The 15,080-nt window shown below is 65.9% G+C and carries 12 protein-coding genes, 1 tRNA gene and 1 riboswitch; all 13 genes read right to left on the minus strand.

What is annotated here, in order from left to right; genetic code table 11:
• Window position 1: 1 nt before the first annotated feature.
• The gene (locus H3T92_RS00785; protein WP_024627331.1) at window positions 2-481 is read right to left on the minus strand and encodes a GreA/GreB family elongation factor; all 480 of its coding nucleotides are present in this window, start codon (window positions 479-481) and stop codon (window positions 2-4) included.
• 105 nt (window positions 482-586) lie between these two features.
• Window positions 587-994 (minus strand): FKBP-type peptidyl-prolyl cis-trans isomerase, encoded by a 408-nt coding sequence (locus H3T92_RS00790; protein ID WP_144085701.1) that lies wholly within the window; start codon window positions 992-994, stop codon window positions 587-589.
• Between the two features lie 90 nt (window positions 995-1,084).
• Window positions 1,085-1,170, minus strand: a tRNA-Leu gene (locus H3T92_RS00795).
• A 24-nt stretch (window positions 1,171-1,194) separates the two neighbouring features.
• Window positions 1,195-2,196: a Ppx/GppA phosphatase family protein gene (locus H3T92_RS00800; protein ID WP_186279408.1), complete on the minus strand. Its 1,002-nt coding sequence runs from the start codon at window positions 2,194-2,196 to the stop codon at window positions 1,195-1,197.
• 11 nt (window positions 2,197-2,207) lie between these two features.
• On the minus strand, window positions 2,208-2,798 hold the full coding sequence (locus H3T92_RS00805; protein WP_232341989.1) for a DUF501 domain-containing protein: 591 nt from the start codon (window positions 2,796-2,798) through the stop codon (window positions 2,208-2,210).
• 154 nt (window positions 2,799-2,952) lie between these two features.
• Entirely contained in the window at window positions 2,953-3,507 is a 555-nt protein-coding gene (locus tag H3T92_RS00810; RefSeq protein WP_045924572.1) for an FtsB family cell division protein, read from the minus strand.
• 101 nt (window positions 3,508-3,608) lie between these two features.
• Entirely contained in the window at window positions 3,609-4,904 is a 1,296-nt protein-coding gene (eno, locus tag H3T92_RS00815; RefSeq protein WP_144085704.1) for a phosphopyruvate hydratase, read from the minus strand.
• Window positions 4,905-4,947: 43 nt separating this feature from the next.
• Complete coding sequence (mfd, locus tag H3T92_RS00820) at window positions 4,948-8,550, minus strand: transcription-repair coupling factor (RefSeq protein WP_144085705.1); 3,603 nt, start codon at window positions 8,548-8,550, stop codon at window positions 4,948-4,950.
• The gene (gene pth, locus H3T92_RS00825) at window positions 8,540-9,139 is read right to left on the minus strand and encodes an aminoacyl-tRNA hydrolase (protein ID WP_144085706.1); all 600 of its coding nucleotides are present in this window, start codon (window positions 9,137-9,139) and stop codon (window positions 8,540-8,542) included. The genes mfd and pth overlap by 11 nt, the downstream gene beginning before the upstream one ends.
• Before the next feature lie 40 nt (window positions 9,140-9,179).
• Entirely contained in the window at window positions 9,180-9,710 is a 531-nt protein-coding gene (locus tag H3T92_RS00830; protein ID WP_144085707.1) for a GNAT family N-acetyltransferase, read from the minus strand.
• The gene (locus H3T92_RS00835; RefSeq protein WP_198189234.1) at window positions 9,707-12,913 is read right to left on the minus strand and encodes a UPF0182 family membrane protein; all 3,207 of its coding nucleotides are present in this window, start codon (window positions 12,911-12,913) and stop codon (window positions 9,707-9,709) included. The genes H3T92_RS00830 and H3T92_RS00835 overlap by 4 nt, the downstream gene beginning before the upstream one ends.
• A 9-nt stretch (window positions 12,914-12,922) precedes the next feature.
• Window positions 12,923-14,086, minus strand: a complete 1,164-nt coding sequence (locus H3T92_RS00840) for a glycosyltransferase family 4 protein (RefSeq protein ID WP_198189235.1) — start codon at window positions 14,084-14,086, stop codon at window positions 12,923-12,925.
• Complete coding sequence (locus tag H3T92_RS00845; protein WP_198189236.1) at window positions 14,083-14,715, minus strand: NAD(P)H-dependent oxidoreductase; 633 nt, start codon at window positions 14,713-14,715, stop codon at window positions 14,083-14,085. Before H3T92_RS00845 ends, H3T92_RS00840 begins: the two co-directional genes overlap by 4 nt.
• A gap of 132 nt (window positions 14,716-14,847) precedes the next feature.
• Window positions 14,848-15,006, plus strand: a riboswitch (M-box (ykoK) riboswitch).
• The last annotated feature ends 74 nt before the right edge of the window (window positions 15,007-15,080 follow it).

Below are 15,080 nucleotides of genomic sequence, written 5' to 3' on the forward strand. Positions count from 1 at the left end.
GCTACTTGAGGGGCTGGGCATCCTTGACGGTGACCGAGATGTCCTTGCCATTGGGTGCCTTGTAGGTCACGGTCTGGCCCTTCTTGGCGCCCATCAGGGCCGCGCCGATGGGCGACTCGGGGCTGATGACGTCGTAGTCGGTGGCCACGGTCAGATCCCTGGAGCCCAGCACATAGACCATTTCGTTGCCGGCCATGGTCAGGGTCACCAGGGAGCCGTTGCCCACCGTGCCCGCCTTGGGGGCCTTGAGGATCTTGGCGTTGCGCAGCTTGACGATCAGCTCGTTGATCCGCCCCTCGTTCTTGCCCTGCTCCTCGCGGGCAGCCTGGTAGCCGCCGTTCTCGCTCAGATCGCCCTCGGCACGAGCCGCCGCGATGCGTTCGGTGATCTCGTCGCGGTACTCGCCCTGACGGTGGTCGAGCTCCTCCTTCAGCTTGTCGTAAGCGGCCTGTGTCAGCAGAATCGTCTTTTCCTCAGCCATGTGATTCCTCCTTGTTTGATGCGCTTGTCTCGTGGCCCGACCTGAACTGCAAAGTCAAGGGTATGAAAAAGGCGCCGGCCCTCACCGGCGCCTGGAGACCCTTGTCTACCGTGTCGATATGATGTCGATCACGAAAACCAGGGTATCGTCGCCGCCGATGCCCGCCTGGGGCATCCCCTGACGACCATATCCATACTCCGGCGGAATGGAGACCACCAACCTGGACCCCACGTTGTGACCGGGCACTGTCTGGTCCCAGCCGCGAATGACCTGCCCCACGCCAATGCGGAAGCTGGCCGGCTGATGGCGCTGGAAGCTGGAGTCGAAGACCTGATCCGAACCCCAGACGAGGCCGTGATAGTTGACGGTGACGGTATCGCCCTTGCGGACGACCGGCCCGTCCCCCTCGACCAGCTCCACGGCGCGCAGCCCGCTGGGCGCCGGACCATGGAAGGCTATGGTCGGCGTGGCGCCGAATTCGGCGTTCACCTCGGGCATGGATTGGTCACTCATGACAACTCCTTTGGTTTTCTTGCGTACCAGAGTATCGGTTCGTCGGCCGGGTGACAAGTTGCGACACTGCCGTCCAAGCCGATGAGGCCTTGGTGCCCCGGGTGGGAATCGAACCCACAAGCCGGTGAAGGCGGCGGATTTTAAGTCCGATGCGTATACCATTTCGCCACCGGGGCCGTAACCCATAACGCCTTAGTATATCATTCGCGCAGGAGGGTCCGGCCGTAGTCCAGGACCAGGCCATCCAGAAGGCCGTGCTCGCTGGCCACATAGGTTCCCGAAGCCAGCGCACTGGGACTGGCCTGGCCCAGACGCTCCAGCAGACGGCTCCAGATCAGGGCGCCGCCGCCGATCACATCCACACGGCCGGGATGGATGGCCTTGAGTTCCCTGCGCTCCTGCCGACTCATGGTCAGCACCCGGTCGTCAACCCGGCGGGCCGCATCGACCGCAATGGACCGGCCATCGACGGCATGGCGATCGTAGACCTCGCATCCCAGGGCCAGGGCGCTCATGGTGGTCACCGTGCCGGAGACCCCGATCAGGCTGCCTACCCCGGCTACGGGAACCTGTTCGAAGGCCCGGTCGATCCAGCCGTCAACATCCTCCAGCGCCTGGTCGATCTGCTCCTGGGTGGGCGGATCGCCCAGCAGATGGCGCTCGGTCATCCGCACGGAGCCGATGTTCATGGAGTAGGAGGCCCTGACCTGGTCCACAGGCAGATCGCTCCCGTCCCCGCCCAGGACCAGCTCGGTGGAGCCGCCACCCAGGTCGACCACCAGGTAGGGCGCAGGAGGCATGTCGGCGCTGCCGCGCTGCTCCAGCACGCTGACCGCGCCCAGAAAACTCAGCGAGGCCTCCTGGGAGCCGCTGATGACCTCGGGCGCAACCCCCAGGATGGAGCGCACCCCCTCCTCAAAGCTTTCGCGGTTGTCGGCATCCCTGGTGGCCGAGGTGGCCACAAAGCGCAGGCCGTCCACCGGGTGTTCCCGCAGCTGCTGGGCGAAGAGCCGGCAGGCCTCAAAGGCGCGCTCCAGAGCCCGATCGGAGAAGCGGTGGTCGCGGTCCACGCCCTCCCCCAGCCGGATGACCCGCATCAGCCTGGGAGCCACCGGGTGCAGCCCCTGTCGGTCCACCTGGGCTATCAGCAGACGTATGGAGTTGGTGCCGCAGTCCACGCCCGCCACCGTAACCTGATCCATGGAAGCCCCCTTCATTGGTTTTCCTGCTGGCTCGCTTGCCCGGATGCCTCAGTCCAAGGCTGCGCGCACCGGCAGACCTGCGGGTCGAATACCCGACGCACCAGACTCAGAACCCGGTCGCCCAGGGGATTGACCCCAGGCCCCATAACCAGGGACTGGGCAGTCAGAGCGTGCAGACACTTGACCCTCTTGGGCATGCCACCGGCCGAGATTCCGGCGATGTGCCCCTCGTCGTCGCCCAGCCGCTGGGCCAGGGCGGAACGGAAGGCCAGATAGAGCTCGTGGGCCCTGCGGTAGGCGCTGGCCAGGTCCGGATCCGAACCAAGCTCGGCATTCCAGTCGGCCATGACGCCGTCGGCCTCCAGCCGGGAGACGGCCTTGACGGCCTCGGGGCTGGTCAGATAGCAGGTGGTCGGAAAGGGCGTGCCGTCTTCCAGCTGGGGCCGGGTGACCACAGCCAGCGGATTGCCGCAGACGCAGCGGGCGCCCACGGCCACCATGCCCCTCGGATAGCGGCCCAGCTGCCGGTTCACGACGGCTGTCTGCTCCGGCGTGGCCGGGGTCGCCAGAAGCTCCTGGATACGGTCTTTGACCACCGCCAGATCCCGGCCGGTAACCAGGCTGGAGGCTTTAGGCTCGACCCGGATCTTGTCTGCGGCTTGAGATTCCACTGCTGCCTGGGGCCTTTCCTGGGCCTTGATCACGCTGTCCTCATCTTCCCTGATTGTTTCCTGCTGCTAAGTTCATTGTCGGAGTTCACTGCGCTCCCCCGCCCTCGGATGGAGAGGGGCCATCAGCACCGCCTGGACTGCTTGAACCAGACGGACTGGCAGAGCCGGTCGGACTGGATTCCCCCTTGCTTCTGTCGGCAGCAGGATCCTGGTCGGCCTTGGCGAAGGAATAGGCCATCTCCTGATACCAGGGCAGGGAGTTCTTCCTGGGGGCCCGGACCCCCTTGCTTCCGGCCTGGTCCTTGTCCTTGCCACCCGTGACCGCCTCCGGGTGCAGGACCCGGATGGCCTCCTCGTCAGGGAAGACGAATCCCAGCCGATCCCGGGCTTGTGCGGTCACATAGGCCTTGTCGTCCCAGCGCCGGATCTGGTTCTCCAGGTCACGCTTGTGCTCGACAAGCTGGGCCTGCTGGTTGCGCAGGCCGTTGAGCTCGGAAAGATTGATGGCGTAGGCGTGGAAGGTGGAGACCAGCTGAATCAGCCCAAGGGCTACGATGATGACCGCCACAAAGAAGGTGATGGGTCCCGACGACCGCCTGCCTGTCCGCCGGTTGGCGCCGTCACGTTTGTTCTTGGCCATACCCATAAAAATACCCGCGGCAGCCGACGCGGACCGCCACGGGTGAAAGACTTCACAGTCGGGTCAAAACCTGCAAGGTGTCCGGCCCGGCTGGCAAGACCTTACTTGGTGTACTTCTTGCAGGCCTTGAAGGCGCTGTAGCCGGCGTACTCGGCGGTGGAGCCCAGCTCCTCCTCGATCTCCAGCAGTCGGTTGTACTTGGCGATGCGCTCGCCACGGGCCGGAGCGCCGGTCTTGATCTGGCGGGTGTTCTTGGCCACGGCCAGGTCGGCGATGGTGGTGTCGGAGGTCTCGCCGGAACGGTGGGAAACCATGGAGGTGAACCCGTTGGCGGTGGCCAGCTCGATGGCGTCCAGGGTCTCGGTCACGGTGCCGATCTGGTTGAGCTTGACCAGCAGGGAGTTGGCGGCCTTCAGGTCGATGCCCTTCTGCAGCCTCTTGGGGTTGGTCACCAGCAGGTCGTCGCCCACGAACTGCAGGCGGTCGCCCATGGCGGCGGTGATCTTCTGCCAGGCGCCCCAGTCCTCCTCAGCGAAGGGATCCTCGATGGAGACCAGCGGGTAGCGCTCGACCAGGCCCTGGTAGTAGTCCAGCATGTAGTCGGCGTCGCGGTCCTCGCCGTCGAAGCGGTACTTGTCGGTGTCCTTGTTGTAGAACTCCGAGGAGGCCACGTCCAGGCAGAGGCCGATCTGCTTGCCGGGCTCGTAGCCGGCAGCTTCAATGGCGTCGACGATGTACTTCAGGGAGTCCTCGTTGGACTTCATCTTGGGGGCGAAGCCGCCCTCGTCGCCCAGGCCGGTCTCGTGGCCGTCCTTCTTCAGGATGCCCTTGAGGGTGTGGTAGACCTCGACGCCGGCGCGCAGGGCCTCCCGGTAGGAGTCGAATCCGTAGGGGGAGATCATGTACTCCTGGATGTCGGTGGCGAAGTCAGCATGGGCGCCGCCGTTCATGATGTTCATGTTGGGCACAGGCAGGATGTGGCCGTTGGTGCCGCCCAGGTAACGGTAGAGAGGCAGCTCGGCGGACTCGGCAGCCGCATAGAGCGCAGCCAGGGAGACGCCCAGAATGGCGTTGGCGCCCAGCTTGCCCTTGTTGGGGGTGCCGTCCAGATCAATCATGGTCTCGTCCAGGGCGCGCTGATCGGTGGCGTCCATGCCGATGACGTTGGGAGCGATGGTCTCATTGACCGCCTTGACGGCGTCCAGCACACCCTTGCCCTGATAGCGCTTCTTGTCGCCATCCCTACGTTCCCAGGCCTCGGCCTCGCCGGTGGAAGCACCGGAAGGAACCAGACCACGCCCCTCGGCGCCGTCCTCGGTCTGCAGAACGACCTCGACGGTCGGGTTGCCACGGGAATCAAGAATTTCGCGCGCGAACACGCTTTCAATTGCTGCCACAACTGCTCCTTCAATAAGTTGTTGTGATGTCTCTTACAGGATACTAGTTTTGTTGGACGGGGGCGGGAACCGTTGGCGTGCCATCGTCGGAGGACTTGGGCAGCCCCCAGGCCAGGTCGTCCAGCAGGGTGTCCACCCAGGAGGTCATGGCCGCCGAATCCATGGGTCCTGAACCCAGGGAGCCCGCGAAGGGCGCCGGGATCAGCAGGGTCTGCGTCACCGGGCGGTACTGGCTGCCCTTGTATATTCTTGCGATCCTGGCCTGCAGGGAGTCGGGCATGGTCACGGGCCTGATCCGCACCCGGGAGCCCTGGGAGGCGATCTCCGAAATGCCCAGGGAGCGAGCCTTGGCCCGCAGCCTGGCCACCGCGAAGAGGGTATCGAACTGGGCCGGCGGACGACCGTAGCGGTCGGTCAGCTCCTCGTGCAGGTCGCGCAGATCATGCTCGTTGCGGGCCGAGGCCAGCTTGCGGTAGGCCTCCAGACGCAGCTTGTCCGAGTCGATGTAGTCCACCGGAATGGAGGCCTCCAGAGGCAGGTCGATGCTGACGGTGACCGGCTCGGTCCGTCCGGGCTCCTTGTACTCTTCCACCGCCTCGGAGACCATGCGCACGTAGAGGTCGAAGCCGACCCCCTCGATATGGCCGGACTGCTCGTCGCCCAGCAGGTTGCCGGTGCCGCGCAGCTCCAGGTCCTTCATGGCCACGTCGTAGCCGGATCCCAGGGCCGTGTTCTGGGCGATGGTGGCCAGCCGGTCGTGGGCGGTCTGGGTCATGGGCTTGCTGGGGTCGTAGAGGAAGTAGGCGTAGGCGCGCTCCCGGCCTCGCCCCACCCGGCCGCGCAGCTGGTGGAGCTGGGAGAGCCCGAAGCGGTCGGCCCGGTCCACAATCAGCGTGTTGGCGTTGGGAATATCCAGGCCGGTCTCGACGATGGTGGTGCAGACCAGCACATCGATGTCCCGGTGCCAGAAGTCGCGGATGACCCCGTCCAGCTGCTTCTCCCCCATCTTGCCGTGGGCCACGCCCACCTTGGCCTCGGGGACCAGGGTCTGCACCTTGGCTGAGATCTTGCCGATGTCCTCCACCCGGTTGTGAATGTAGAAGATCTGCCCCCCGCGCAGAAGCTCGCGGCGAATGGCCGCCGTCACCTGGGCATCCTCGTAGGCGCCCACATAGGTCAGCACCGGCAGACGATCCTCGGGGGGCGTGGCCAGAGTGGACATCTCCCGGATGCCGGTCACGGCCATCTCCAGGGTGCGCGGAATGGGCGTGGCCGACAGGGACAGGACGTCCACGTTGGTCCGCATGGCCTTGAGGGTCTCCTTGGCCTCCACGCCGAAGCGCTGCTCCTCGTCCACGATCATCAGGCCCAGATCCTTGAAGCGGATGCGGGGGTTGAGCAGCTTGTGGGTGCCGATGACCACGTCCACAGCCCCGCTGGCCAGGCCCTCCATGGTGGCCTGGTTCTCCTTGGCGGTCTGGAAACGGCTCATGGCGGCCACATCCACCGGGAAGCCCTCGAAGCGCTCGGTGAAGGTCTGGTAGTGCTGCTGGACCAGCAGGGTCGTGGGCACCAGAACCACCACCTGCTTGCCGTCCTGGACGGCCTTGAAAGCGGCGCGAATGGCTATTTCGGTCTTGCCGAAGCCTACATCCCCGCAGATCAGGCGGTCCATGGGCACCGGCTTCTCCATGTCGGCCTTGACCTCGTCGATGGCGGTCAGCTGGTCGGGGGTCTCCTGGTAGGGGAAGGCATCCTCCAGCTCCTTCTGCCAGGGGGTGTCGGGGCTGAAGGCGAAGCCCTTGGTGCGCTGCCGGGCCGAATAGAGCTTGACCAGGCCCTGGGCGATCTTGTGGACGTGCTTGCGGGCCTTGGCCTTGGTGGCCGACCAGTCGGATCCGCCCAGCTTGTTGAGCCTGGGGATCTCGGCGCCGATGTAACGGCTGACCTGGTCCAGCTGGTCGGCCGGCACGAAGAGCTTGTCTGGCGGGGCGTTGCGTTTGGAGGGGGCGTACTCCAGGACCAGGTACTCCCTGCTGCCCTTGCTGGGGCCCACGCCCACGCTGCGCTGGCGCATGCCCAGAAAGCGGCCGATGCCGTGCTGGTCGTGGACCACGTAGTCGCCGGGCTTGAGTTCGTCCAGGTCGATGGCCTTGCGCCGGCGGTTGGAGGTCTTGCTGCCTGCGGCCACGCTGGTGCGCCCGGTCAGGTCCCGCTCGGTCAGCAGGGCCAGGTGGGCGGACTGGTCCACGAAGCCGTCCACGGCCAGGGAGCGGTGATATTCCACCCCGACAACACCGGTGGTCTGCACGGCCCGACGCAGACGGCTGAGCGTCCCCTGGGCCGGAGCGGTCACCACAACCTGGTCGCCGCGCTCAAGCAGGGAGGCAATGCCCGAGGCGGCCCGATCCTCGTCGCCACGGTACTGGTCCGGCGCCAGGGCATCCAGACGCTCGGCCCCCTCCCGGTCCGGGTCCACCGAAAGGTCGGTCAGCTTCCAGACCTCCCCCTTGCGGTACTCCAGGGATGAGATGACCTCGTCGTAGTCCAGGAAGCTGGCCCTGTCGAAGCTGATGGGCGCGCCCGAGCCCTGCCCGGAGGCTGCCACATGCCAGCTGGCGGCCAGGAACTCGTTGGCCGTCTTGACCAGGTCCTGGGCGGAGCGGGCCAGCAGCTGCGGCTCCGACAGCAGAATCAGAGCGCCCTCGGGCAGCATGGACCCTACCGGCACCAGATCGTCGACCAGGGCAGGCAGGAGGGACTCCATCCCCTCCACCGGAATGGCCTGGGCGATGGACTCCAGCATGTCGTCGGCGTTGGGGATGCTCCCGATCAGGGAGCGGGCGCGGGCGCGGACCTGGTCGGTCAGCTGCAGCTCGCGGCAGGGCGGCGCCCAGATCCGGTCCAGGTCAGGGCCGTAGGTGCGCTGGTCGGAGGCGTGAAAGCTGCGGATGGTGTCCACCTCGTCGCCGAAGAACTCGATGCGCACCGGGTGGGCCATGGTGGGGACGAAAACATCCAGGATACCGCCTCGGACGGCGAACTGGCCGCGCTCCATGACCAGGTCCACCCGGGTGTAGGCGTTGCGGACCAGAGCTTCGACGGCCTGATCCAGGGGCAGGTCCTGGCCGCGCAGAAAGACCAGGGGCTCCACATCCTGCAGACCCTTGACCACCGGCTGCAGCAGGGATCGCACGGGCATGACCAGGATGCGGATGGGTCCGAAGTCAGGGTCGCCCTGGACCGGATGGGCCAGCCGCCTGAAGACGGCCATCCGGGAGGCCACGGTGTCTGCCCGGGGCGAGAGCCGTTCGTGAGGCAGGGTCTCCCAGGAGCGCAGCAGGGCCACATCACCCGGGTCGCCCTCATACCAGGAGCGGATGGCGCCGGTCATCTCCTGGGCGTCACGCTCGGAGGGGACCACCAGGACGACTGGGGCACGTCCAGCAGCTGCGGCCGCCAGGGCTGGCCTGATGCCCTGGGGAGCCTGGACCATGAGGGAGGTGTCGGTGTCGGCGGCAGGCTGGGAGTCTCCTTGGACCAATCTGGTGAAGGCAGCGTCTGCCTGCAGGTCGTCCAGGAGGGGACGCAGGGACCCGTTCAGCGATTCCTGTGACTCCGCCTTCTGGGTATGTTCATCGACCATTGAACTGCTCCTGAGCCTGGCTGAGGCCCTTGATGATTACGGTTTCCGCGGCGTCCGCGCCATCGGCCAGGAACTCGGGCAGACGCTTGCGCTGCTCGCCGGCAAAAGTGCCCAGAACCCAATCCACAGTGCGCCGATGGGCGTCAGGACCTCCTCGGGCATGCCCCACGCCCATGCGGACCCGGGCGTAGGCGTTGCTGCCCAGGGAGCGGTCGATGGAACGAATGCCATTGTGCCCGCCCGAGGACCCGCCGGCCTTGACCTTGATCCTGCCGAACTCCAGGTCCATATCGTCATGGATGACCACGACCCGGCCAACAGGTATGTGGTAGTAAGAGCAGATGGAGGCCAGGGCATCGCCGGAGTCGTTCATGAAGGTCAGCGGCTTGGCCAGGAAGAAGGGTATGCGGCGTCCGTCAAGATCCAGAGTGCCACGGCCCAGCTGGGCCAGGCCCTTGTGGTCGCGCAGGTTGACCGACCATCGTTCGGCCAGCAGATCGGCGCACATGAAGCCCATGTTGTGCCTGGTGCCCTTGTACTCGTCACCCGGGTTGCCCAGTCCGGCCATCAGCCAGAAATCGGATGCCATGTAGGTGATACCTCCTGCTCTCAAACGGGACGGTGAGATTCTACACAGGCTCCCCGACCCCGTTTCGCTCAAGGGACAGGCTCCAGTAGGAGACATCATGCAGGGCGAACCGGTCCCAGGCGGCCTGGGGCAGGAGGCCGAAGCGGCTGAACCCGAACCGGTGCAGCAGGGCCTTGGAAGCCGAGTTGTCATCGAAGATGATGGCCACGGCCAGACGCATGCCCACCTGCTGGGCGCGCTCCAGCAGGGAATGGACCATCAGGGCTCCCAGGCCACGTCCACGGCTGCCGCGGTCCACGTAGTAGCCCAGCTCGCAGGTCTCCTGGTAGCCGGGCCGGTCGTAGTAGGCCGACAGGGAGCCGAAGGCCAGCACCTTGCCCTCCTGCTCCAGGACCAGGACCGGATGGCCCTGGTCCGGATCGTGGTCCAGCCACCATTGCAGGCGCTGGTCCAGGCTGACCGGGGCCGTATCCGCCGTGGAACCGCCGTCCATGACCGCCTGGTTGTAGATGGCGGTGACCGCCTCCAGGTCCCCGCGGCGGCAGAGCCGGATGCGCGGGGTGGCGCTCACTTGTTGCCGCCCTCCTGGTCGGAGGCCTCCTTGAGGGCTTCGCGCAGACGGTTCTGCGCTTCGCCGTAGGCGCTGAAGTCGCCCTTCTTCAGGGCGGCATCGCCCTCGCTCATGGCCTGGTTGGCCTTGTCCAGGGCCTGTTTCAGTGCCTGCCCTCCTGTGGCCGATGCCCCGCCGGACCCGGTGGTCTTATCCGGGGCCTTACCGGATTGCTTGCTCTGGTCAGCCTCGGCATTGGTGCGTCCGGTGTTGTCGGCATCGCCGGCAGACGCGCCCGAATTGCCCTGGAAGGTCTTGTCAAGGGCCGCATCCAGGGTGGCGGACGACGACACCTTGTCCCCGAAGGCCACCAAAACCCGCTTGAGCAGGGGGAAGCTGGTGGCGCCGCTGGACTGGACGTAGACCGGCTGGATGTAGATCAGCCCGCCGCCTATGGGCAGGGTCAGCAGGTTGCCGCGTTTGACCTTGGTGGACCCGGACTGGAGCAGGTTGAGCTCGGTGGAGACCGCAGCATCCGAGTTGAAGTTGTTCTGCGCCTGACCTGGGCCGGGGACATTGGAATTCTTGGGCAGCTCCATCAGCCGGATGGTCCCGTAGTCGGGGCCTATCACCCCCTTGGTCGACCCGGCGTCGGAATCCACGGACAGGAACCCGGTCAGGATCTCCCTGGTGGAGGTGCCGGCGGGGATGAAGGTGGAGGTCAGCGAGAAAGCGGGCTTGTCGGTCCCCGGGGTCTGCAGGGTCAGATAGTAGGGGGGCTGCTTGACCCCGGCCTTCTGCTCCTTGCTGGTCCCGGTCGGATCCACGGGGGTCTGCCAGAAGTCCTCGCCGGAGAAGAACTGGCTGGCCGAGTTGACGTGGTACTGGGACAGGAGCTGGCGCTGCACCTTGAACAGGCTCTCCGGGTAGCGCATATGGCTCATCAGATCGCCAGAGATGGACGAGAGCGGCTTGAACTGGCCGGGGAAGACCTTCTGCCAGGCCTTGAGCACCGGATCCTTGGCATCCCAGGCATACAGATCCACCGAGCCGTCATAGGCATCGACCGTAGCCTTGACGGAATTGCGGATGTAGTTGGCCTTCTGGGAGCCCAGGCCCTTGACGGCCTCCGAGCTCAGGGTGGTCGTGTCCTGGGTGATGGGCCCCAGATCCACCTTCTGGGAATAGGGGTAGGCGTCGGAGGTGGTGTAGCCGTCGACGATCCACTTGACCCGTCCATCCACCACAGCCGGATAGACGCGTCCGTCCAGGGTCAGATAGGGGGCGATCTGGGCCACGCGCTCCTTGGGCGAGCGGTTGTAGAGGATCTGCGAGTCGGGGGTGACGCGGTCCGAGAAGAGGATCTGGTCGGATCCAAAGCGGATGGCGTAGAGGACCCGGGCCAGGAAGTTGCCCACCGAGGGGCCGCCGTTGCCCTTGAAGGTGTTGGTGGCTCCCTTGGAGCCGGTGGGATAGTCGAACTCCCAGCCTGAGGAGCCCTGGGGCGCGCCGACTATGGAGTACTCGGGCGCGTTGGGCGAGAAGTAGATCCTCGGCTCGTAGTGCTGGCTGTCGGTCAGTTTGCCCTTCGTGGGGATGTCCTGCTCGAAGAACTCGGGCTGCCCGTCCGGGGTGACCTTGTTGCCGTAGGCGGCCACGATCCCGTAGCCGTGGGTGAAGACCGTGTGGTCGTTGACCCAGTTGCGGTTATCGTTGCCCTCCAGGTCCAGCTCGCGGGCGCCGATGACCGTGTCCTGGCTGACTCCGTCAATGTCGTACTTGTCGACGGCCAGGGTGTCCTCAAAGGTGTAGTACTGCTTGGACTGCTGCAGCTGACGGAAGGTTGGCGAAACCACCTGGGGATCCAGCAGACGGATCTGCGCGGTGGTCTCGGCATCACGGGAGAGGGCGCCCGACTGGACCTCGGTAGTGGCGTCATAGGCCTCGGTCTTCAGCCTGTCCAGCCCATAGGCCTGGGCGGTGGCGGTGATGTTGCGCTGGATGTAGGCGGACTCCATCTCCTGGGCATTGGGGTTGACCCGGAAGCGCTGGACCAGCGCCGGCCAGAAAACGGTCAGCAGCAGGGACAGCACAACGGTGACGGCCACAGCAAGGACGGGAACCCGCCACTGCTTGACGGCCGACCCCAGCGATCCTGCATGGACACGGCCCGGTTCCAGGGTGGGCGATCTCAGAATCCAGACAGCCAGGATGATGCCTAGCAAAGCCATGACCACAGCCATGACCAGGGTCACGGGAATGGCCGCCTTGACCGAGGTGTAGGAGGCGCCGGTGATCCGATCGCCCTCCTCGGTCAGCCTGCCGAAGACGCCCAAGGCCGTATCGCCGGCCCAGACCAGCATGAACAGGACCAGCCAGACGGCCACCTGGCGACGGGCGGAACGGGTCATCTCCAGAATGCCGCGGCCCTGCACGGGCATGGTCAGCCGGATGCCGCCCATGAGGAAGTTGGTGACCAGGCTGAAGACCGTGGCCGCCAGCAGCATCATCAGCAGGGAGGAGACCAGCAGCCGCAGGCCGGGCAGGATGAAGACGTAGAAACCGTTGTCCAAGCCAAACTGGGGATCGCGCACCCCGAAGGATTGGGCGTTGAAGAGCAGGAGCACCTGCTTCCAGTCGGCGTTGAACTGGAAGCCGAAGAACACGCCGACGACCAGAGAGACCACCGCGGCCACCTTGAGCGCCTTGCGTGAAGAGACCCCCTTGCCGACCTCGATCAGATCGCCCTTGACCCTGATGGTGGATCCGTCAGGCGAATCGGGACGGCTGCGGATGGCCAGGACGGCCGAGAGCAGGGTCACCGCGGCCAGCAACAGGGCGTAGGCCAGCCACAGGCCCACCTTGATGCCCAGCTGGGTCCAGACGATCCGTGCCGCCCCCAACTGGGAAAACCACATGACATCGGTGATGAAACGGCTGAGCCCAAACAAGAGCAGGAGGACGACCAGGATGACGGCCACGACCACGCCCAGAATCCGCAAGCCCCGGGAAGGCCCTTCCCTATCATTTCTGCGCGCAGTCAACCTGGGGTCACCCGGTCCGGAGAAACGGAAGAGGGGCGTGCCGCCGCCTCCCTCCCCGGGACCCTCCCCATCGGTCTGCACATGCAGGATGACCGGGTCGTCGTCGTTGCGACGCCGGCCTGGTCCGCCCGGACCGCCCTCAGGGTCGAACATGGAACCGAAGAAATCGAAGAATGACATGTACCTAGCCTACATGAGACGGCGGTCCTGGATGGCTTGCCGGTAGACCTCCTCCACCTGATCGGCCACGGTGGTCACGTCGTAGCGATCCAAGAGCGCCAGCTGGTCATGGCGCACGTTCCGCCTCCAGGAGGGGTCCCCCAAGGCCTGAGCGATTCGCCGGGCCAGCAGTCCGGGGGTGTTGGGCGAGTCGACGGGCACCAGAGCCCGCTCGTCGCCCATCAGGGTGGAACGGTAGCCGGGATTGTCCCCGGCCAGCACAGGGGCCGTGCCCGAGGCGATGGCCTCCAGCAGGACGATGCCAAAGGACTCGCCCCCGGTGGAGGGGAAGACGGTCAGGTCGGAGGAGGCCAGCAGGGCGGGCTTGTCCTTCTCGTCCACAAATCCGGGGAAGGCCACCGGTGTGCGCAGGGCGGCGGCCTTCCGACGGCAGTCCTCCAGCAGCGGGCCCTTGCCGGCCATGGTCACATGCAGGCCTTCGGGCAGGATGCCGGCCCGCTCCCCCGCCTGGAGGGCTGACAGCAGAATCCCCGCCCCCTTGCGGGCCACGAACCGCCCCAGGAAGACCAGATGCGGCCCCTGGCCGTGCAGGCGCGCCACCTCCTGGTCTCCAGCGGCCTGACGGGCCCGGCGCAGGGCAGCCACGTCCACGGGGTTGGCCACCACCCTGCTGGACACCCCGGCAGTCTGCCGGGCATAGCTGGCCGCCACAGGCGAGACCGCGATGACCCTGTCGATGCGCCTGTGGGTCCTGCGGTTGATCTTCCCCAGCAGCCGTCCGCCCAGCAGCTGCAGGTTTCCCGTGGGGGCGATGTGGTAGGTGGCCACCAGGGCCGTTGCCGGGTTAGCGGCGCGGATGACCCGTCCGGCCAGGAAGGGGCTGTAGGGGGCCTGGACGTGCAGCAGGTCGAAGTGCCCGGCCTCCAGGACCCGGCGGATGGGCGCCTTGGGCGCTGGCAGCGGTATGCGCATCCTGTTGCCGTTGAAGGAGACCATGACATTGCGGGACAGGGAGTGGACCCCGTCAACCGGCGGGTGGGCGGTCTGGCCTACCAGGTACTGGACCCTGTGGCCGCGCCTGCCCAGCTCCCGTCCCAGGGTCAGCATGTGCTGCTGGACCCCGTCAAACACATCCAGGGTGTCATCGAAGACGAACCCGATGCTGAGTGTCACTGGGCGTCCTGGCCTGCTCCGGGCTCGGTCCCTGCGGCCAGCTGACGACCCTTGAGGGCCAGGGCCACCAGGTGCCGGTCGGCGGCCTCCCGCGCCTGCTGGTCATCGTTGCCCGAGTCCAGATTGTCCACATAGATGGTCTCCACCTGCGCGGCCTGGCAGTACTTGAGGAAGGTCTGCCTGCGCAGCTGGTTGTCCAGGGCCTCGCTGATGCCGCTGGACTGGTACCATGCCTTGTCGCCGCCGGTCAGCATGACCAGCTCCACGCGACGTCTGGCCAAGGCACCTGGGGTTCCGTCAGCGTGGTAAGCGAAGCCCCGGCAGATGACCCGGTCGATGAAGCCCTTCATGATGGCCGGCATGCTGTACCAGTAGACCGGGAAGACCAGTGCCAGCACGTCCGCATCCTTGATCCGCTCCTGCATGGCCTGGACATCCTCGGGCATGGGTCCCTGGCCCAGGTAATGGGTCCTGTCCTCCATGCCGAAGACGGGATTGAACCCCTCGGCGCAAAGGTCGATCAACTCGGTGCGAGCCCCGCCCTCGGCCGCCCCGTCCAGCAGGGCGTTGCCCGCCGCATCGGTCAGACTCTTGGGTTCGGGGTTGGCCGTGACTGCCACGATCTTCATAGGGATTCGCTCCTTACATTCATTTCGCGCCTGCACCGACTGCGTGCAGACCCTTGTCATTGTCAGTCCTGGCAAGGACGGCAACGCTGGTTTGGCAAATGCTTGACACGGCTCCTGGGCCCATCTATGTTATTGGGTGGTCGGTAGGTGAAGCTACCGCATGGACAAGGCATGCTGCCGCAAAGTGGTGGAGACACCCCGCGCAGGTCAACAGTCCCCGTCGGATCAAGGCAGGGACTAATGCAGGGCCAAATACCATGCGAAGCCGAAGCTTGAACGATGACAATGGTCGGCTCATGGCCGATCGCCACGCCGTCTTCGAGGCTGCCGACAGGGATGTTCCGCACCTTGGAGGGAGGCCATCG

It is taken from the genome of Bifidobacterium sp. W8112, from assembly GCF_016101425.1.
Lineage (GTDB): Bacteria > Actinomycetota > Actinomycetes > Actinomycetales > Bifidobacteriaceae > Bombiscardovia > Bombiscardovia apousia.

Coding starts and splice junctions, on each gene's coding strand:
- H3T92_RS00785 (WP_024627331.1), bottom strand. CDS start 481: ATGGCTGAGGAAAAGACGATTCTGCTGACACAGGCCGCTTACGACAAG.
- H3T92_RS00790 (WP_144085701.1), bottom strand. CDS start 994: ATGAGTGACCAATCCATGCCCGAGGTGAACGCCGAATTCGGCGCCACG.
- H3T92_RS00800 (WP_186279408.1), bottom strand. CDS start 2,196: ATGGATCAGGTTACGGTGGCGGGCGTGGACTGCGGCACCAACTCCATA.
- H3T92_RS00810 (WP_045924572.1), bottom strand. CDS start 3,507: ATGGCCAAGAACAAACGTGACGGCGCCAACCGGCGGACAGGCAGGCGG.
- mfd (WP_144085705.1), bottom strand. CDS start 8,550: ATGGTCGATGAACATACCCAGAAGGCGGAGTCACAGGAATCGCTGAAC.
- pth (WP_144085706.1), bottom strand. CDS start 9,139: ATGGCATCCGATTTCTGGCTGATGGCCGGACTGGGCAACCCGGGTGAC.
- H3T92_RS00835 (WP_198189234.1), bottom strand. CDS start 12,913: ATGTCATTCTTCGATTTCTTCGGTTCCATGTTCGACCCTGAGGGCGGT.
- H3T92_RS00845 (WP_198189236.1), bottom strand. CDS start 14,715: ATGAAGATCGTGGCAGTCACGGCCAACCCCGAACCCAAGAGTCTGACC.